Source organism: Pseudomonas orientalis (assembly GCF_022807995.1).
Lineage (GTDB): Bacteria > Pseudomonadota > Gammaproteobacteria > Pseudomonadales > Pseudomonadaceae > Aquipseudomonas > Aquipseudomonas orientalis_B.
The window spans coordinates 4,188,721-4,205,813 of the sequence record NZ_CP094351.1 but is presented as its reverse complement, the minus strand read 5'-3'; the positions used below and the strand labels follow the sequence as shown (position 1 = coordinate 4,205,813).

Here is a 17,093-nt window from a genome sequence, read left to right as displayed (position 1 = left end):
ATACCTGCGGCCTTGCGGATTCGCTCGGCCGCAGCCGCCGGATCACACTTCCAGGGAACCACCGGCCAGCGCGCACAGCTGGATGGGGTCGAGGATATGCACTTCCTTGCCCTCGGCGGCAATCAACGCGTTCTGCTGGAAGCGGGTAAATACCCGGGACACGGTCTCCACCGCAAGGCCCAGGTAATTGCCGATTTCATTGCGCGACATGCTCAGGCGGAACTGGTTGGCCGAAAACCCACGGGCGCGAAAGCGCGCCGACAGGTTGACCAGGAACGTTGCGATGCGCTCGTCGGCGGTTTTCTTCGACAGCAGCAGCATCATCTGTTGATCGTCACGAATCTCGCGGCTCATGACCCGCATCAACTGACGGCGCAGCTGCGGCAGTTGCAGGGCCAGCTCATCGAGGCGCTCGAAAGGAATTTCGCACACCGATGTCGTCTCCAGGGCCTGGGCCGACACGGGGTGCATCTCGGTGTCCATGCCCGACAACCCCACCAGTTCACTGGGCAAGTGGAAGCCGGTGATTTGCTCTTCGCCGCCGTCGCTGAGGCTGAACGTCTTCAGCGCGCCCGAACGTACTGCATAGACGGAATCGAACTTGTCGCCCTGGCGAAACAGAAACTCGCCTTTCTTTAGCGGGCGGCCGCGTTTAACGATGTCGTCCAGCGCATCCATGTCTTCCAGATTCAGCGAAAGTGGCAGGCAGAGGGGGGCCAGGCTGCAATCCTTGCAATGAGCCTGGCTGTGAGCGCGCAGTTTGACTGGCTCGGACATTTCTTAAATCCTTGTGGGAAAACACACATAAGACGTAAGGGTAACGCACTGGGGGTAGCTGAGGCCAGCGTGTACAAAAAAGCCTCAGGGGTATAAAGGTTCGTGTGTCATGGCCGATACAAAGTAACGATCCTCTTTGAATACGGAGCCAGACCCATGATTTCCATCGGTGCCAATACCTCGGCAAGCCTCAGCGCGCTGCCTTTGCCGGAGCCGAAAGATCTGGTGGCGGAGGCCAAATCGGCTGCGGATGCCAAGGAACTCAAGGATGCCACGTCGGCGCCCCTCAGCACCAAGCCGGAGGAAGGCGTGAAAGTGACGTTTTCCGGCGCGGCCCTGCTGGCGATCAGTGACACCAAGAAATCCAACAGTGATATCGAGGAGAGCGGCCTGCCCAACGATGTTCAGGAAGTCTTGAAGATGATCCGCGAGATCAAGAAACAGATTGCAGAAAAGCAGGCCGAACTGGCTGCTGTCATGGCCGATAAATCCCTTTCGCCGGAGCAGGCCAGGGTCAAGGTCAATAACCTGCAGAGTGCACTGGCCGCGCTGAACGCGAGCCTCGTCACGGCGCAGGGCTCGTTGAGCAAGACCATGAAGGGGCTCAGCGGCGACGACGCAATGAAGGCCGCCTCCCTGGCGATGGCGTAGGTAGTTTCAGATCACCCGCGAGAAACGCTGCCGGTTCTGGTGCTCGAGGTAGGCATCGAACACCATGCACACCGAACGCACCAGCAAGCGCCCTGCCGGCAGTACGCGGATGCCCTGGGCGTCCAACTCGATCAGGCCGTCGCCGGCCATCGTTTCCAGCTGCGGCCACAGCTCGGCAAAATAGCCGCGAAAGTCGATGTTGTACGCCTGTTCGATGCCCTGGAATCCCAGGCTGAAATTGCAGATCAACTGCTGGATCACATCCCGTCGCAAGCGGTCATCCGTGGTGCAGATCAAACCACGGCTGGTCGCCAGTTGCGCGCCCGCCAAGGCATTCTGGTAGCCGTTGAGATCGCTGCTGTTCTGGCAGTACAGGTCGCCGATCTGGCTGATCGCCGATACGCCCAATCCAATCAGATCGCAGTGCCCGTGGGTGGTATAGCCCTGGAAGTTGCGCTGCAGGGTGCCTTCTTCCTGGGCGATGGCCAGTTCGTCGTCCGGCAGGGCGAAGTGGTCCATGCCGATATAGCGGTAGCCGGCCTGGGTCAGCTGTTCGATGGTGGTTTGCAGCATCAACAGTTTTTCTGCCGGTGAGGGCAGATCATCGGTGTTGATCCGCCGTTGGGGCATGAAGCGCTCCGGCAGGTGTGCGTAGTTGAATACCGACAGGCGGTCGGGTTGCAGACGGATGACTTCCTCCACCGTGCGCGCAAAATTCAGCGGCGACTGCTTGGGCAGGCCGTAGATCAGGTCGATATTGATCGAGCGAAATTGCAGGGTGCGCGCCGCTTCGATCACTGCACGGGTTTCTTCCAGGCTTTGCAGGCGATTGACCGCCCGTTGCACCTCGGGGTCAAGGTCCTGCAGGCCGATGCTGACGCGGTTGAAGCCCAGTTCGCGCAGCAGGCCCATGGTCGCCCAGTCGGCTTCGCGAGGGTCGATCTCGATGCCGTAGTCGCCCGAATCGTCGTCGAGCAAATGGAAGTGCTGACGCAAGTGTGTCATCACCTGGCGCAATTCGTCGTGACTGAGAAAGGTCGGCGTGCCGCCGCCCAGATGCAGTTGCTCCACCGGCTGTTTCGGGTCGAGGTGGCAGGCCACCTGCTGGATCTCCTGCATCAGCCGCTGCAAGTAGGCCTGGGCGCGGCCACGGTCCTTGGTGATCACCTTGTTGCAGGCGCAGTAGTAGCAGATGTTCGCGCAGAACGGCACGTGCACATACAGCGACAACGGCCGACTGGCTTTGCGGCTGTCGCGCAGTGCATGGAGCAGGTCGAAGGTGCCGACCTGGCTGTCGAATTGTACGGCGGTGGGGTAGGACGTGTAGCGCGGCCCCGCCAGGTCGTAGCGGTGAATCAGATCGGTGTCCCAACGAATGGCGTCGAGCATGCGGGCGGTCCCCGGGTTTGGCTGGTGGGCCGAGTCTAGGGGCAGGGTGGGGAGGGCATGTTGATTTGCATCAACGGGGAGCGGCGCTATGCCACAGGGCCGGTCAATGCCCCATCAGCCAGTGCTGGTGCGGCCCGGGGAGGGTCCAGATCCCGAAGACAATGACCAGCAAGCCACCGGCCATGCGCACGCTGCGCTTGCGCAACAACGCGGTGACACGCTCGGCGGCCAGCCCGGTCGCCAGCAGTACCGGCCATGTGCCCAGGCCGAACGCCAGCATCAGCAGCGCGCTGTCCAGCGCATTGCCCTGGCTCGCGGCCCATAGCAGGGTGCTGTAGACCAAGCCGCACGGCAACCAGCCCCACAGCGCGCCCAGCAGTAAGGCGCGGGGCAGGCTGGAGACCGGCAGCAACCGGCTGGCAATCGGCTGGATATGCCGCCACAGGCCGCGACCCAGGCTTTCGATACGGGTCAGGCCGCTCCACCAGCCGCCCAGGTACAGGCCCATGCTGATCAGCAGCAGCCCGGCGAGCACCCGCATGAACATCGCCGCCGGGCTGTTGGCCACGGCCCAGCCGGCCAGGCCGATGAGCAACCCCGCCACGGCATAACTGAGGATGCGCCCCAGGTTGTACGCCAGCAGCAGGCGAAAACGGCGGCTGCGCTGTTCCCTGGGAATCGCCAGGGTCAGCGCCCCCATCAACCCGCCGCACATGCCCAGGCAATGGCCGCCGCCGAGCAGGCCGAGGATCAGCGCAGAGGCCAGCAAAGGCGCCAACTCAAGCATGCGGTGGTTCCTTGGGCGGCTGTTCGGCGCGGTTGGCTTCGTCGATGGCGGCCAGGTGGTTCGGGTCCTGGTCGTCGAACAGCACGCTGTGGGCCGGGCCGTCGAGGTCTTCGTACTGGCCGCTGTCCACGGCCCAGAAGAAGATATAGATGGCCACACCCACCAACAGCAGCGCCGCCGGAATCATCACGTATAGAGCTGGCATTTGCACTCCATGCCCGCGCGGCTCAAGCCGGCAGCGGGCGATTGATCAAGGGCGCGCCAACGGCCGGCGGACTCGGCAGACGAGTCAGGCGCAGGGCATTGAGCACCACCGTCAACGAACTGAGGGACATGCCGATCGCCGCCCAGATGGGGGTGATCCACCCCAGGGCCGCGAACGGCAGCATCAGGCCATTGTACAACCCGGCCCACAGCAGGTTTTCGATGATAACCCGGCGTGTGCGGCGCGCCAGGGTAAACGCCTGTACCAATGCCTCAAGGCGGTTGGACAGCAGCACCGCATCGGCGCTGGTCTTTGCCAGGTCGGTGGCCGAACCCATCGCCACGCTGATATCCGCAGCGGCCAGTACGGGCACATCGTTGACGCCGTCGCCGAGCATCAGCACTGTGCGGCCTTCTCGATGCAGGCGTTGCAGCACCTGCAGCTTGTCGTCGGGACGCAGGCCGCCGTGGGCTTCATCGATGCCCAGCTCAGCCGCGACACTGGCGACCATCGGCGAGCTGTCTCCCGACAGCAGCAGCGTGCGCCAGCCGCGCGCCTTGCACGCCGCCAGCAGGGCCGGCGCATCGCTGCGCAGGCGGTCGTCGAGCACAAACCAGGCGAGCGCGCCGCGTTGATCGCCCAGCAGCAGCCATTGGCCGGCTTCGTCCGGTGACGCCGGGATCGGGCAGGCGCTGAGTTCACAGACAAAAGCAGATTGGCCGATGCGCAACAGGTGTTCGCCCACACGTCCTTCCAGGCCGAGGCCGGGGCTGCTGGATACGTCATGGGCCGCCAGGGGCGCACGGCCAAAGGCGCGGGCAATCGGGTGTTCGGAGCGGTTTTCCAGCGCGGCGGCGAGGCCCAGGCACTGCTCGCTGTCCAGTTCGCCCAGGGGCCGGATGGCGCGCAACGCCAGGCGCCCTTCGGTGAGCGTTCCGGTCTTGTCGAAAATCACCGTGTCGATCTGGTTCAGGCCTTCCAGCACATGGCCGCGGGTCAGCAGCAACCCAAGGCTGTGCAGCGTGCCGGTGGCAGCGGTGAGGGCGGTGGGGGTCGCCAGGGACAGCGCGCACGGGCAGGTAGCGACCAGCATCGCCAGGACTATCCAGAACGCCCGTGATGCATCCAGCTGCCACCACACCAGGCCGATCACCGCAGCCGCCAGCAGGGAACCCAGCAAAAACCATTGCGCGGCGCGGTCGGCGATCTGTGCCAGGCGCGGTTTTTCGGCCTGGGCGCGCTCCAGCAGGCGCACGATGGCAGACAGGCGCGTGTCGTGACCCAGGGCGCGCACCTGGACGCTCAGCGCGCCTTCCACATTTAGGGTGCCGGCAGTGACCGGGTCGCCGACGTGCCGGGGCTGCGGCAGGTATTCGCCGGTAAGCAGGGATTCGTCGACGCTGGACTGGCCTTCGACAATCACGCCGTCCGCCGGCAGCACCGCGCCAGGGTGCACCAGTACACGGTCGCCCACGACCAGCTCGCCCAGCAGGATGCGTTCGCTCTGGCCGTCCGCGCCCAGGCGCAGGCACGAGGCGGGCAGCAGGTTGACCAACTGCGCGGTGGCCGCGGCGGTGCGCTCGCGGGCACGCCGCTCCAGGTAGCGTCCGGCCAGCAGGAACAGCGCGAACATGCCGACCGCGTCGAAGTACAGCTCACCCACGCCGGTGATCGCCGTCCAGATGCCCGCCAGATAAGCCCCGCCAATGGCCAGGGACACCGACACGTCCATGGTCAGGTGACGCGTGCGCAGATCGCGCAGCGCGCCTTTGAAAAACGGTGCGCAGCTGTAGAACACGATAGGAGTTGTCAGAAACATCGCAACCCAGCGCAGGATCACATGCAGTTCGGGGCTGAGGTCGATATTGAATTCCGGCCAGGTGGCCATGGTCGCCATCATGGCCTGGAACCACAACAACCCGGCAACACCCAGCTGGCGCAGGGCCAGGCGGTTCTCGCCGGCCAGTTGTTCGGCGGCACGGTCCGCTTGATAGGGGTGGGCGGCATAACCGATATGGCGCAGTTCACTGAGCACCTGGCTCAACGGTAACTGCCCGTCGGCCCAGCGCACATGCAGGCGGTGGTTGGACAGGTTCAGCCGTGCCTCGGCCACGGCGGGCAGGCCGCGCAGGTGTTTCTCGATCAACCAGCCACAGGCCGCGCAACTGATGCCTTCCATGAGCAGGGTGATTTCAGCGAGTTCGCCTGTGTGGCGCACGAATGGCTTTTGCACGTCGGCGCGGTCGTACAGCGCCAATTCATCGAGCAGTTGCACCGGCAGTGCTTCGGGGTTGGCCGAGGCTTCGCTGCGGTGTTGGTAATAGCCTTCCAGCCCGCCCGCCACAATCGCCTCGGCCACCGCCTGGCAGCCCGGGCAGCAGAGCTCGCGGCGTTCGCCGAGGATTTGGGCGGTGAACCGACTGCCGGCGGGGACGGGCAGGGCGCAGTGGTAGCAGGGGGTGGTCATGGTCGGGATCTTTGGTGGCTGGAAGGGCCTCATCGCGGGCATGCCCACTCCCACAGGGGTACGCGTTCCAATGTGGGAGTGGGCTTGCCCGCGATGCGCGAAGCGCGATCTTTTACTTTTTCAGGTCTTCGGCACCCTGCAACGGTTCGTCTCCGAGCAGCAAGTCCTTGTCGTGGCTGACCTCTTCTTCTTCGAACAGACGCCAGGTCTGGTCGCCTTCCACGCCGAGCAATTCCACGAAGCGCCGGCCTTCGACCTTGTCGGTAACCTGGCCGATATAGCGGCCAGGTTCGCTGTCGCTGCGGGTCAGGTTGATCTTGCGGTCCTTCTGCGGCTGGGTCGGGGAGATCAGGTTCAGTTCCAGCGTGTTCGGGTTGCTGTAGCCGGTCAGGCGCAGTTCGACTTCACCGGTCAGTTCGTCCAGGTGCAGCTTGCCGCGCAACTGGAGGGTCTGGGCCAGGCGTTCGCGGTCCAGGGAGCGGTTGATGCCTTTGCCGGCCTCGTAATAGTTGTCATTGACCAGGTTGTCCGGGTTATTCACCGCGATGGTCACCATGGACAAGGTCAGCGTCACCGAGCAGGCGAGGATGGCGATGATGATCCAGGGCCAGAGGTGCTTGTACCAAGGGCTTGCGGCAGTGGTTACGGGCATTCGTGTATTCCCTGTCTAACGAACTTGTGGGCCGATGAATCGGCTCTTGGCTTCAATGTGAACGCTGGTGTCGTCGGCATCCTCGAGGATGAACGTCACCTCGTTGGTGCTCGACGGCAACTGCTCGGGTGCACTCGACAACTCCACCGGCATGCTGACGATATCGCCGGCGGCCACCTTGATTTCGCGCCGGCCTTGCAGCTTGAGATCGGGCAGGCCGGCGGCGTCGAGCACGTAGGTGTGGTCGCGCTGGTCCTTGTTCATGATCTTCAGGCTGTAGACGTTCTCGATGCGGCCTTCGGCGTTTTCGCGGTACAGCACACGGTCCTTGCTCACGTCAAAGCCCACCAGCGAACGCATGAAGAACGCGGCCACCAGCAGGCTGATCATCGCCAGCAATACCAGGGCGTAACCGATCAGGCGCGGACGCAATTTATGGGTTTTCTGCCCGGACAGATTGTGCTCGGTGGTGTAGCTGATCAGGCCGCGTGGATAGTCCATCTTGTCCATGATGGTGTCGCAGGCGTCGATGCAGGCGGCGCAGCCGATGCACTCGATCTGCAGGCCGTCGCGGATGTCGATACCGGTGGGGCACACTTGCACGCACATCGTGCAGTCGATGCAATCGCCCAGGCCCTGGGCCTTGTAGTCGACCCCTTTCTTGCGCGGGCCGCGCACTTCGCCACGGCGTGGGTCGTAGGACACGATCAGCGTGTCCTTGTCGAACATCACGCTCTGGAAACGCGCGTAAGGGCACATGTAGATGCACACCTGTTCACGCAGCCAGCCGGCGTTGCCGTAGGTAGCAAGGGTGAAGAAGCCCACCCAGAAGTACGACCAGCCGTCGGCCTGTCCGGTGAAGAAATCCAATACCAGCTCGCGGATCGGCGAGAAGTAGCCGACGAAGGTCATGCCGGTGACAAAACCGATCAGCAGCCACAGCGTGTGCTTGCTGAACTTGCGCAGGAACTTGTTGGCGCCCATGGGCGCCTTGTCGAGCTTGATGCGCTGGTTGCGGTCGCCTTCGGTGACCTTCTCGCACCACATGAAGATCCACGTCCACACGCTTTGCGGGCAGGTATAACCGCACCACACGCGCCCGGCGTACACGGTGATAAAGAACAGGCCGAACGCCGCGACGATAAGGATGCCCGAGAGCAGGATGAAATCCTGGGGCCAGAACGTCGCGCCAAAAATAAAGAACTTACGCTCCGGCAGGTTCCACCATACCGCCTGATGACCGCCCCAGTTCAGCCACACCGTACCGAAGTACAGCAGGAACAGACCGGCACCGCCGAGCATGCGCAGATTGCGGAACAGGCCGGTGAAGGCGCGGGTATAAATCTTCTCTCGCGACGCGTAGAGGTCGACGCTTTTGGCAGGCGGGGTAACGTCGTGTACCGGTATCTGGTCGCTCATCATTGCATCCCACGGCGGTGGAGATTTGCCTCGGCCAGTACGTGCCAACCGGGGTCAAATTAAGGGTGTTGCAGTGGCTTAATGATACGCCCCCGATGGTGCGCAAAGGGTGCGACCTTTGGTCGCGTTGGGGTGAATCAATTGATGGTGTAAGTGATCTGGATCAATTGACTTGGGAAGTATGGTCGGTTTTTGCTCGCAGAGCGGTCATTCGTCCCATGGATTGATCAGCGCAACGCCGCTGGATTTGAAATCGCTGACGTTACGCGTGACCACAGTAAGCCCATGAACCAGAGCGGTTGCGGCGATCAGCGAGTCACTCTCGTTGGCCCGGTCTGGAACATGCAAGTGCGCACAACGCAACGCGACGGCCGCGTCGACGGGCAGGATTCTGGCATCAAAAGCGGGCATCACATGGCGCCTGAGCCAGGTCCTCAATACCTTCCCCTGAGCCGGGTCTCGCCGCTCGATGCGCAGAACTCCGGTTTCCAGTTCCTTCAGCGTGATCGCCGAGATAAACATACGCGGCGCTATCACGCTCTTGGCCCAGGCAACGACCTTTGCATCAGCCTGAGGTTTACGCAGTTCAGAGATTACGTTGGTGTCGAGTAGATACATCAAGAAAGGTCCACGGGTCGATGAATGATCACGGCACGTTCGGTTTCGAAGTCGATATCGGCCGCTTCCGGCATCACCAGCAGGTCAACGATGTCGGCATTCAGACCTGTGAGTTTCTGGTAGTCCTCAATGCTTAGCAGTACATGGGCAGGCTTGCCGCGATCGGTGATAAAAACCGGGCCGTTGCGGGCGGCTTTTTTGGCACCACTTGTGTCCTGGTTGAATTCGCGGCTGGAAATGGTCGTGATGGTCATGGGGTATTCCCCTTTGTCGGGCTCGATGTAGTTACGTTACTACTTGATGGTTGCGCGTGGCAAGTCATGAGGCCCTGGGAGCCGGAAACAAACAAGCCCCGCCAGTTTTCGCTGGGCGGGGCTTAGTTGTATTCGAAGCTGTATTCGAGGGCCTAATGCTCCTCGGCCTTCTTCTCCCCATGGGACAAGCTGTACACATACGCCGCCAGCAAGTGCACCTTGTCATTGCCCTGCAGTTGCTCCTGCGCCGGCATCTGGCCCTGGCGGCCATAGCGGATGGTCTGCTGCAACTGGGCGAAGCTCGAACCGTAGATGAACGCGCCTGGATGCGTCAGGTCCGGCGCGCCCATGGCGGGGGTGCCTTTACCCGCCGGGCCGTGGCAGGCCACGCAGTTGGCGGCGAAGAGTTTCTCGCCGTTGGCCACGTCGGCCTTGGCGCCTTCCGGCAGTTTGCGGCCGTCGAGGTTGGTCACCACGAAGGCCGCTACGTCCGCCACGCCTTGTTCGCCGATCACTTCAGCCCAGCCTGGCATGACCGCGTGGCGGCCTTGCATGATGGTTTGCTTGATGGTTGCCGGGTCGCCGCCCCAACGCCAGTCGGCGTCGGTGAGGTTGGGGAAACCGTAGGCGCCCTTGGCGTCGGAACCGTGGCACACCGAGCAGTTGGAGGCGAACAGCCGACCGCCCATCTTCAGGGCTTGCGGGTCCTTGGCGACTTCTTCAATCGGCATCGAGGCGAATTTGGCGAAGATCGGCCCGAATCTGGCCTCCGACCTGGCCATTTCCTTTTCCCACTCATGCACGCCGGTCCAGCCGGTCTGGCCGTTGGCAAACGGGGTTTGCTTGTCGTTGTCGAGGTAGTTGTAGCCCGGCAGCACGCCTTTCCAATTGCCCAGGCCCGGGTACAGCACCAGATAACCGAGGGCAAAGATGATGGTGCCGACAAACAGCATGAACCACCATTTGGGCAGCGGGTTGTCGTATTCCTCGATGCCGTCGAACGAGTGGCCGACGGTCTCGTCCGTCTGCTCGGCGCGCTGGCCCTTGCGGGTCGACAGCAGCAGCCAGGTCAGGGCGAAGATGGTACCCAGACTGAGGACTGTGACGTACAGACTCCAGAACGTAGTCATTCTTTGTTACTCCTAGACGCTTGCTCGACGTGCTTGATGGCTTCGGGATCATCTGCAAAGGGCAGCATGGTCGCGTCGTCGAATTCCGATTTGCGCCGGGGGCTGAACACCCACAGCGCCAGGCCGATAAAGGCCACCATCACCACAACAGTGCCCAGGCCGCGAATCATCCCGATATCCATGCCGGTCACCGTTTGCTTTTGATAAGGGTGCCAAGGCCTTGCAGGTAGGCCACCAATGCGTCCATTTCGGTCTTGCCCTTCACGGCTGCAGCCGCGCCGGCGATGTCTTCGTCGGTGTAGGGCACGCCCAGGGTGCGCAGGACTTCCATTTTTTTCGCGGTGTCCTTGCCGTCGAGCTTGTTTTCCACCAGGAACGGGTACGCCGGCATTTTCGACTCGGGCACCACGTTGCGCGGGTTGTACAGGTGCGCACGCTGCCAGTCATCGGAGTAACGCCCGCCAACGCGGGCCAGGTCCGGGCCGGTACGCTTGGAACCCCACAGGAACGGGTGATCCCACACGCTTTCACCGGCCACCGAGTAGTGGCCGTAACGTTCGGTCTCGGCACGGAACGGGCGGATCATCTGCGAATGGCAGCCCACGCAACCGTTGGCGATGTAGACGTCGCGGCCTTCCAGTTCGAGGGCGGTGCGCGGCTTCATGCCTTCGACCGGCTTGTTGGTCACGTCCTGGAAAAACAGCGGCACGATCTGGGTCAGGCCGCCGATGCTCACGGCGATGACCATGAAGAAGGCCAGTAGGCCGATATTCTTCTCGACAACTTCATGCTTCATCAGTGGGCTCCCACAACGGCGATCTTGGCGGCGGCTTCAGCTTGCGCCGGGTCGGAGGCACGCACGGTGCGCCAGACGTTGTAAGCCATGAACAGCATGCCGGCGGCAAAGAACGCACCGCCCAGGGCGCGGACGATATAGCCCGGGTGGCTGGCTTGCAGCGCTTCGACGAAGGAATACGTGAGGGTGCCGTCATCGTTGATCGCACGCCACATCAGGCCCTGGGTGATGCCGTTGACCCACATCGAGGCGATATAGAGCACGGTGCCGATAGTGGCCAGCCAGAAGTGCGTATTGATCAGCCCGACGCTGTGCATCTGCGCGCGGCCGAACAGCTTGGGAATCATGTGGTACAGCGCGCCGATGGAGATCATTGCCACCCAACCCAGGGCCCCGGCGTGTACGTGACCGATTGTCCAGTCGGTGTAGTGGGACAGCGAGTTGACGGTCTTGATCGCCATCATCGGCCCTTCGAAGGTCGACATGCCGTAGAACGCCAGGGACACCACCAGAAAGCGCAGGATCGGGTCGGTACGCAGCTTATGCCAGGCGCCCGACAGGGTCATCATGCCGTTGATCATGCCGCCCCAGCTGGGTGCCAGCAGGATGATCGACATGGCCATGCCCAGTGACTGCGCCCAGTCCGGCAGCGCGGTGTAGTGCAGGTGGTGGGGGCCGGCCCAGATGTACAGGGTGATCAGCGCCCAGAAGTGCACGATGGACAGGCGATAGGAATAGATCGGACGTTCGGCCTGTTTCGGCACGAAGTAATACATCATTCCCAGGAAGCCGGTGGTGAGGAAGAAACCTACGGCGTTATGCCCGTACCACCACTGGATCATCGCATCCGTCGCGCCGGAGTAGGCCGAATAGGACTTGAACAGGCTGACCGGCAGGGACGCGTGGTTGACGATGTGCAGCATCGCCGTGACCAGGATGAACGCCCCGTAGAACCAGTTTCCGACATAGATGTGCTTGGTCTTGCGCTTGACGATGGTGCCGAAGAACACCAAGGCGTAGGTCACCCACACGATGGCAAGCAAAATGGCGATCGGCCATTCCAGCTCGGCGTATTCCTTGGTGGTGGTGTAGCCCAGCGGCAGGCTGATGATGGCGCCGACGATGACCGCCTGCCAGCCCCAGAAGGTGAAGGCGGCCAGGCCATCGGAGATCAGGCGCGTCTGGCAGGTGCGCTGCACGACATAGTAGGAGGTGGCAAATAACGCGCAGCCGCCGAAGGCAAAGATCACCAGGTTGGTGTGCAGCGGGCGCAGGCGGCCGAAGGTCGTCCAGGGCAGGTCGAAATTCAATTGCGGCCAGACCAGTTGCGAGGCAATGAACACCCCGAGCCCCATGCCAAGGATCCCCCAGACCACCGTCATGATGGCGAACTGGCGAACCACCTTATAGTTATAAGCAGTCGGACTGATTGCTGTGCTCATTCTAAGGTTCCACGGTTTAGGTTTTTTTATAGGTAAAATCGGCCGCAAGTATGTAGAAAGCGAGGGGCCATTGCAACGCAATGACTGACCTGTATCAAGGCGTTCCACGCCAGATTCTGCGCCCTTTCCCTGTTTTGTGTAAGGACAAAGTCAGAAATCGAAAGCTGATCGAGTGGACAGGAAATTTAGAGGGCGCAACGGATACCGTCGCGTATGCCAGGATTGGCCCACTGTGGGAACAAGCGTAGACCCGAATATGAGGGGGGGAAAGCTGGGCTATGGCAGGGTGTGACACTTGGTCGCGCAAATGAAAACAACATCGGATCCCTGTAGGAGCGAGCTTGCTCGCGAAGAACTTCAGAACGCCGCGTTTATGCTGGATAAGCGTGGTGTCCTCAGGTTCTTCGCGAGCAAGCTCGCTCCTACAGTTAAACGGGTTGCAGCCCTACTTGATCGCGCTGTCTGGCGTTGCGCCTTCAGCGTTATGGGACAGGCTGTACACGTAAGCCGCCAGCAGATGCACCTTGTCATTGCCTTGCAGCACGTCCTGCGCCGGCATCTGGCCCTGGCGACCATGGCGAATGGTCTGCTGCAACTGCGCCAGGCTGGTGCCGTAGATGAATCCTGCGGGCTCGGTCAGGTTCGGCGCGCCCATGGCTTCAACGCCGTGACCCTGTGGACCGTGGCAGGCGACGCAGGTGGTGTTGAAGGCGGCCTGGCCCGCGGCGAGGTCAGCGGTGCTGTCGGCCGGCAGTGGCAGTTTGGCCAGATCGTGACGTACATACGCGGCGACATTCTTCACGCCGTCCTCGCCCAGCACTTCACCCCAGGCCGGCATCGCCGCGTGGCGACCGTTCAGGATGGTGGCCTTGATCGCCTCGGCCGAACCGCCCCAGCGCCAGTTGTTGTCCGCAAGATTCGGGAAGCCATACGCGCCCTTGGCGTCCGAGCCGTGGCACACCGCGCAGTTGGAGGCGAACAGGCGACCGCCCATCTTCAAGGCTTGCGGGTCCTTGGCCACCTCTTCCACCGGCATGGCCGAGAATTTGGCGAAGATCGGCCCGAACCTGGTGTCGGCCCTGGCCATTTCCTTGTCCCACTCCTTGGCCGACGTCCAGCCGTCTTCATAGCCCGGCAGTATGCCTTTCCAGTTGCCCAGGCCCGGGTAGAGGATCAGGTAGCCGACGGCAAATACCAGGGTGCCGACGAACAGCATGAACCACCACTGGGGCAGCGGGTTGTCGTATTCCTCGATACCGTCGAAGGCGTGGCCCATGGTCTGGTCCACGCTGCCGCGGGTTTCGCCCTTGCGGGTGCCGATCAACAGCCAGGTCAGGCCGATCAGGCTGCCCAGGGTCAATACGCAGATCCATGTACTCCAAAACAGGGTCATGGCTGGTTGCTCCTTGTTGCAGGCTCTTCTTGAGCATTGTGTGGAGAAGGTTCATCGGCGAACGGCAGCAGGCGCGCCTGCTCGAACTCTGCATTGCGCCGGTTGTTGAAGACCCACAGCGACAGGCCGATAAAGGCGATGGCCACCACCAGCGTGCCGAGGCCGCGGATGGTGCCCGCATCGAATTCAAATCCCATGGCTCACCTCTTGCTCTTGATGGCAGTGCCGAGCACTTGCAGGTAGGAAACCAGCGCGTCCATTTCGGTCTTGCCCTTGAGGCTGGCGACCGCGCCCGCGATGTCGTCATCGGTGTAGGGCACGCCGAGGGTGCGCATCACCTTCAACTTGGTCTCGGTGTGGCTGCTGTCGACGGCGGCGGTGACCAGCCACGGATAAGCCGGCATTTTCGACTCCGGCACCACGTTGCGCGGGTTGTACAGGTGCGCGCGGTGCCAGTCGTCCGAGTAGCGTGCGCCAACGCGGGCCAGGTCCGGCCCGGTGCGCTTGGAACCCCACAGGAAAGGATGGTCCCATACGCTTTCGCCGGCCACCGAATAGTGGCCGTAGCGTTCGGTTTCGGCGCGGAACGGGCGGATCATCTGCGAGTGGCACTGCACGCAGCCTTCGCGGATGTAGATGTCGCGGCCTTCCAGTTGCAGCGCGGTATAGGGCTTCATGCCTTCCACCGGCTTGTTGGTCACGTCCTGGAAGAACAGCGGGACGATCTGGGTCAGGCCGCCGATGCTCACGGCCAGCACCATGAGCAGCATCAACAGGCCGACGTTCTTTTCAATCGTTTCGTGTTTCATCATCGACTCCTCAGGCCAGCTGCGCGACAGGGACGGCTTCGACAGGCTGCACCGAACGCACGGTGCGCCAGGTGTTGTAAGCCATCAGCAACATGCCGCTGAGGAACACCGCACCGCCCACCAGCCGCACGATGAAGCCCGGGTGACTGGCCACCAGGGTTTCGACGAAGGAATAGGTCAAGGTGCCGTCTTCGTTGACCGCACGCCACATCAGGCCTTGGGCGATGCCGTTGACCCACATCGAGGCGATGTAGAGCACGGTGCCGATGGTGGCCAGCCAGAAATGCGCGTTGATCAGGCCGAGGCTGTACATTTGCTCGCGACCGAAGACTTTCGGGATCATGTGGTACAGCGCGCCGATGGAAATCATCGCCACCCAACCCAGTGCGCCGGCGTGTACGTGGCCGATGGTCCAGTCGGTGTAGTGGGAGAGGGCGTTGACGGTCTTGATCGCCATCATCGGGCCTTCGAAGGTCGACATGCCGTAGAACGCCAGGGATACCACCAGAAAGCGCAGGATCGGGTCGCTGCGCAACTTATGCCAGGCGCCCGACAGGGTCATCATGCCGTTGATCATGCCGCCCCAGCTGGGTGCCAGCAGCACCAGCGACATCACCATGCCCAGCGACTGCGCCCAGTCCGGCAGCGCGGTGTAGTGCAGGTGGTGGGGGCCGGCCCAGATATACAGGGTGATCAGCGCCCAGAAGTGCACGATGGACAAACGATAGGAATACACCGGGCGTTCGGCCTGCTTGGGCACGAAGTAGTACATCATCCCGAGAAAGCCTGCGGTGAGGAAAAAGCCTACTGCGTTATGGCCGTACCACCACTGCACCATGGCATCCGTCGCACCGCCGTACAGCGAGTAGGACTTGGTCAGGCTGACCGGGATTTCCAGGTTGTTGACGATATGCAGGATCGCCACGGTGATGATGAAGGCACCGAAGAACCAATTGCCGACGTAGATGTGCTTGGTGTTGCGCTTCATGATCGTGCCGAAGAACACGATGGCATAGGCGACCCAGACGATGGTGATCAAGATGTCGATCGGCCATTCCAGTTCGGCGTATTCCTTGGAGCTGGTGTAGCCCAGCGGCAATGTGATTGCGGCCAGCAGGATCACCAGTTGCCAGCCCCAGAAGCAGAACGCGGCGATTTTCGGCGCGAACAGCGTTGTCTGGCAGGTGCGCTGCACCGAGTAGAAGGAGCTGGCGAACAGCGCACAGCCGCCGAAGGCGAAGATGACCGCGTTGGTGTGCAACGGGCGCAGGCGACCGAAGCTGGTCCAGGGCAGATCGAAGTTGAGCGCAGGCCAGACCAATTGGGCCGCGAGAAAAACCCCGAGCCCCATGCCGACGATGCCCCACACCACCGTCATAATGGCGAATTGGCGGACCACCTTGTAGTTATAGGCGGTACTTAAAGTAGTGTTCATGGTTCCCCATCCACGGTTCAACCCAAGCAGATGCGGCACTTGGGCTGGAGTTATAGGCAGACTAAAAAGCGAGGCAAGCATGGGCAAAGAGCACAAGGCCAGTATTGACGGGGATCAATGGGCACAGTGTGTGCACGAGCGCGGCTGGTTATGGGATGTCGCGGCGCAGGCACCTTCAGGCCAGCCTGTCACGCTGATCCTGGCCCACGGCGCCGGTGCGCCGATGGACTCGGCGTTCATGAACGACATGGCTGCGCGCCTTGCCGGGCATGGTGTGAGCGTATTGCGCTTCGAGTTTCCCTACATGGCCCAGCGCCGTGCGGACGGCGGCAAGCGCCCGCCGAATCCGGCGCCGAAACTGCTGGAATGCTGGCGTGAGGTGTATGCGCAGGTGCGACGTCATGTCGCTGGGAAACTGGCGATTGGCGGCAAATCCATGGGTGGGCGCATGGCCAGTTTATTGGCCGATGAGCTGGGCGCCGATGGGCTGGTGTGCCTGGGGTATCCGTTCTATGCGGTGGGCAAGCCGGAGAAACCCCGGGTTGAGCATCTGGCCGCGCTGAAAACGCCGACACTGATTGTGCAGGGTGAGCGGGATGCACTGGGTAATCGGGCGGCGGTGGAGGGGTATGCGTTGTCGCCGAGCATCGAGGTGATGTGGTTGGTGGCGGGGGATCATGACTTGAAGCCGCTGAAGGCTTCGGGGTTTACCCATGAACAGCATCTGGAGGCTGCTGCAGCGCGCGTGGCTGGGTTTCTGAGTGCCTGTTAGGGCCCTATCGGGGGCAAGCCCCCTCCCACATGTTGACCTTATTCCAACTTTGGAACGCGGTCGAGTGTGGGAGGGGCGGTGCGACGATTCGACTTGC

Annotated in this window: 19 protein-coding genes; 2 read left to right on the top strand and 17 right to left on the bottom strand. The window is 62.1% G+C overall.

Translation table 11 applies throughout. From position 1 onward, the window contains the following. Positions 1-42: 42 nt before the first annotated feature. On the bottom strand, positions 43-777 hold the full coding sequence (gene fnr, locus MRY17_RS18635; protein WP_124387697.1) for a fumarate/nitrate reduction transcriptional regulator Fnr: 735 nt from the start codon (positions 775-777) through the stop codon (positions 43-45). A gap of 156 nt (positions 778-933) precedes the next feature. On the opposite strand from fnr, the gene MRY17_RS18630 reads away from it, so the two are divergent. After that, positions 934-1,428, top strand: coding sequence for a hypothetical protein (locus MRY17_RS18630; RefSeq protein WP_191952192.1), 495 nt, complete (start codon positions 934-936; stop codon positions 1,426-1,428). A 6-nt stretch (positions 1,429-1,434) separates the two neighbouring features. Here the strand turns inward: MRY17_RS18630 and hemN are convergent, their stop codons facing one another. From hemN to ccoN (MRY17_RS18550), 16 genes are all read right to left on the bottom strand, one after another. After that, the gene (gene hemN, locus MRY17_RS18625) at positions 1,435-2,817 is read right to left on the bottom strand and encodes an oxygen-independent coproporphyrinogen III oxidase (RefSeq protein ID WP_191952191.1); all 1,383 of its coding nucleotides are present in this window, start codon (positions 2,815-2,817) and stop codon (positions 1,435-1,437) included. Positions 2,818-2,920: 103 nt separating this feature from the next. Beyond that, entirely contained in the window at positions 2,921-3,604 is a 684-nt protein-coding gene (locus MRY17_RS18620; RefSeq protein ID WP_181283343.1) for a sulfite exporter TauE/SafE family protein, read from the bottom strand. Further along, complete coding sequence (gene ccoS, locus MRY17_RS18615) at positions 3,597-3,809, bottom strand: cbb3-type cytochrome oxidase assembly protein CcoS (RefSeq protein ID WP_057721235.1); 213 nt, start codon at positions 3,807-3,809, stop codon at positions 3,597-3,599. The genes MRY17_RS18620 and ccoS overlap by 8 nt, the downstream gene beginning before the upstream one ends. Before the next feature lie 22 nt (positions 3,810-3,831). After that, positions 3,832-6,276, bottom strand: a complete 2,445-nt coding sequence (locus MRY17_RS18610) for a heavy metal translocating P-type ATPase (protein ID WP_243352669.1) — start codon at positions 6,274-6,276, stop codon at positions 3,832-3,834. 112 nt (positions 6,277-6,388) lie between these two features. Beyond that, positions 6,389-6,928: a FixH family protein gene (locus tag MRY17_RS18605; RefSeq protein ID WP_181283345.1), complete on the bottom strand. Its 540-nt coding sequence runs from the start codon at positions 6,926-6,928 to the stop codon at positions 6,389-6,391. 15 nt (positions 6,929-6,943) lie between these two features. Then, the gene (gene ccoG, locus MRY17_RS18600; protein ID WP_181283346.1) at positions 6,944-8,347 is read right to left on the bottom strand and encodes a cytochrome c oxidase accessory protein CcoG; all 1,404 of its coding nucleotides are present in this window, start codon (positions 8,345-8,347) and stop codon (positions 6,944-6,946) included. Positions 8,348-8,554: 207 nt separating this feature from the next. Continuing rightward, positions 8,555-8,965, bottom strand: coding sequence for a type II toxin-antitoxin system VapC family toxin (locus MRY17_RS18595; protein WP_191952187.1), 411 nt, complete (start codon positions 8,963-8,965; stop codon positions 8,555-8,557). Next, positions 8,965-9,219 carry a type II toxin-antitoxin system Phd/YefM family antitoxin gene (locus MRY17_RS18590; protein ID WP_043048997.1) on the bottom strand — a complete coding sequence of 85 codons (255 nt, stop codon included), beginning with the start codon at positions 9,217-9,219 and terminating at the stop codon, positions 8,965-8,967. The genes MRY17_RS18595 and MRY17_RS18590 overlap by 1 nt, the downstream gene beginning before the upstream one ends. A 152-nt stretch (positions 9,220-9,371) precedes the next feature. Next, positions 9,372-10,349: a cytochrome-c oxidase, cbb3-type subunit III gene (ccoP, locus tag MRY17_RS18585; protein WP_243352668.1), complete on the bottom strand. Its 978-nt coding sequence runs from the start codon at positions 10,347-10,349 to the stop codon at positions 9,372-9,374. Beyond that, positions 10,346-10,531: a CcoQ/FixQ family Cbb3-type cytochrome c oxidase assembly chaperone gene (locus MRY17_RS18580; RefSeq protein ID WP_003193169.1), complete on the bottom strand. Its 186-nt coding sequence runs from the start codon at positions 10,529-10,531 to the stop codon at positions 10,346-10,348. Before MRY17_RS18580 ends, ccoP (MRY17_RS18585) begins: the two co-directional genes overlap by 4 nt. A gap of 5 nt (positions 10,532-10,536) precedes the next feature. After that, entirely contained in the window at positions 10,537-11,145 is a 609-nt protein-coding gene (gene ccoO, locus MRY17_RS18575; RefSeq protein WP_025854274.1) for a cytochrome-c oxidase, cbb3-type subunit II, read from the bottom strand. Then, entirely contained in the window at positions 11,145-12,587 is a 1,443-nt protein-coding gene (gene ccoN, locus MRY17_RS18570; protein ID WP_181283350.1) for a cytochrome-c oxidase, cbb3-type subunit I, read from the bottom strand. The genes ccoO (MRY17_RS18575) and ccoN (MRY17_RS18570) overlap by 1 nt, the downstream gene beginning before the upstream one ends. 445 nt (positions 12,588-13,032) lie before the next feature. Further along, positions 13,033-13,980, bottom strand: coding sequence for a cytochrome-c oxidase, cbb3-type subunit III (ccoP, locus tag MRY17_RS18565; RefSeq protein WP_181283351.1), 948 nt, complete (start codon positions 13,978-13,980; stop codon positions 13,033-13,035). Continuing rightward, positions 13,977-14,177, bottom strand: a complete 201-nt coding sequence (locus MRY17_RS18560; RefSeq protein WP_065894413.1) for a cbb3-type cytochrome oxidase subunit 3 — start codon at positions 14,175-14,177, stop codon at positions 13,977-13,979. Before MRY17_RS18560 ends, ccoP (MRY17_RS18565) begins: the two co-directional genes overlap by 4 nt. 3 nt (positions 14,178-14,180) lie before the next feature. Then, complete coding sequence (gene ccoO, locus MRY17_RS18555; protein ID WP_076017220.1) at positions 14,181-14,789, bottom strand: cytochrome-c oxidase, cbb3-type subunit II; 609 nt, start codon at positions 14,787-14,789, stop codon at positions 14,181-14,183. A gap of 10 nt (positions 14,790-14,799) precedes the next feature. Then, positions 14,800-16,224, bottom strand: a complete 1,425-nt coding sequence (gene ccoN / locus MRY17_RS18550) for a cytochrome-c oxidase, cbb3-type subunit I (RefSeq protein WP_065887897.1) — start codon at positions 16,222-16,224, stop codon at positions 14,800-14,802. A gap of 79 nt (positions 16,225-16,303) precedes the next feature. Between ccoN (MRY17_RS18550) and MRY17_RS18545 the strand changes: the two genes are divergently transcribed. Further along, complete coding sequence (locus MRY17_RS18545) at positions 16,304-16,996, top strand: alpha/beta family hydrolase (protein ID WP_243352667.1); 693 nt, start codon at positions 16,304-16,306, stop codon at positions 16,994-16,996. Positions 16,997-17,093 lie beyond the last annotated feature (97 nt).

Coding starts and splice junctions, on each gene's coding strand:
- fnr (WP_124387697.1), bottom strand. CDS start 777: ATGTCCGAGCCAGTCAAACTGCGCGCTCACAGCCAGGCTCATTGCAAG.
- MRY17_RS18630 (WP_191952192.1), top strand. CDS start 934: ATGATTTCCATCGGTGCCAATACCTCGGCAAGCCTCAGCGCGCTGCCT.
- hemN (WP_191952191.1), bottom strand. CDS start 2,817: ATGCTCGACGCCATTCGTTGGGACACCGATCTGATTCACCGCTACGAC.
- MRY17_RS18620 (WP_181283343.1), bottom strand. CDS start 3,604: ATGCTTGAGTTGGCGCCTTTGCTGGCCTCTGCGCTGATCCTCGGCCTG.
- ccoS (WP_057721235.1), bottom strand. CDS start 3,809: ATGCCAGCTCTATACGTGATGATTCCGGCGGCGCTGCTGTTGGTGGGT.
- MRY17_RS18610 (WP_243352669.1), bottom strand. CDS start 6,276: ATGACCACCCCCTGCTACCACTGCGCCCTGCCCGTCCCCGCCGGCAGT.
- MRY17_RS18605 (WP_181283345.1), bottom strand. CDS start 6,928: ATGCCCGTAACCACTGCCGCAAGCCCTTGGTACAAGCACCTCTGGCCC.
- ccoG (WP_181283346.1), bottom strand. CDS start 8,347: ATGAGCGACCAGATACCGGTACACGACGTTACCCCGCCTGCCAAAAGC.
- MRY17_RS18595 (WP_191952187.1), bottom strand. CDS start 8,965: ATGTATCTACTCGACACCAACGTAATCTCTGAACTGCGTAAACCTCAG.
- MRY17_RS18590 (WP_043048997.1), bottom strand. CDS start 9,219: ATGACCATCACGACCATTTCCAGCCGCGAATTCAACCAGGACACAAGT.
- ccoP (WP_243352668.1), bottom strand. CDS start 10,349: ATGACTACGTTCTGGAGTCTGTACGTCACAGTCCTCAGTCTGGGTACC.
- MRY17_RS18580 (WP_003193169.1), bottom strand. CDS start 10,531: ATGGATATCGGGATGATTCGCGGCCTGGGCACTGTTGTGGTGATGGTG.
- ccoO (WP_025854274.1), bottom strand. CDS start 11,145: ATGAAGCATGAAGTTGTCGAGAAGAATATCGGCCTACTGGCCTTCTTC.
- ccoN (WP_181283350.1), bottom strand. CDS start 12,587: ATGAGCACAGCAATCAGTCCGACTGCTTATAACTATAAGGTGGTTCGC.
- ccoP (WP_181283351.1), bottom strand. CDS start 13,980: ATGACCCTGTTTTGGAGTACATGGATCTGCGTATTGACCCTGGGCAGC.
- MRY17_RS18560 (WP_065894413.1), bottom strand. CDS start 14,177: ATGGGATTTGAATTCGATGCGGGCACCATCCGCGGCCTCGGCACGCTG.
- ccoO (WP_076017220.1), bottom strand. CDS start 14,789: ATGAAACACGAAACGATTGAAAAGAACGTCGGCCTGTTGATGCTGCTC.
- ccoN (WP_065887897.1), bottom strand. CDS start 16,224: ATGAACACTACTTTAAGTACCGCCTATAACTACAAGGTGGTCCGCCAA.
- MRY17_RS18545 (WP_243352667.1), top strand. CDS start 16,304: ATGGGCAAAGAGCACAAGGCCAGTATTGACGGGGATCAATGGGCACAG.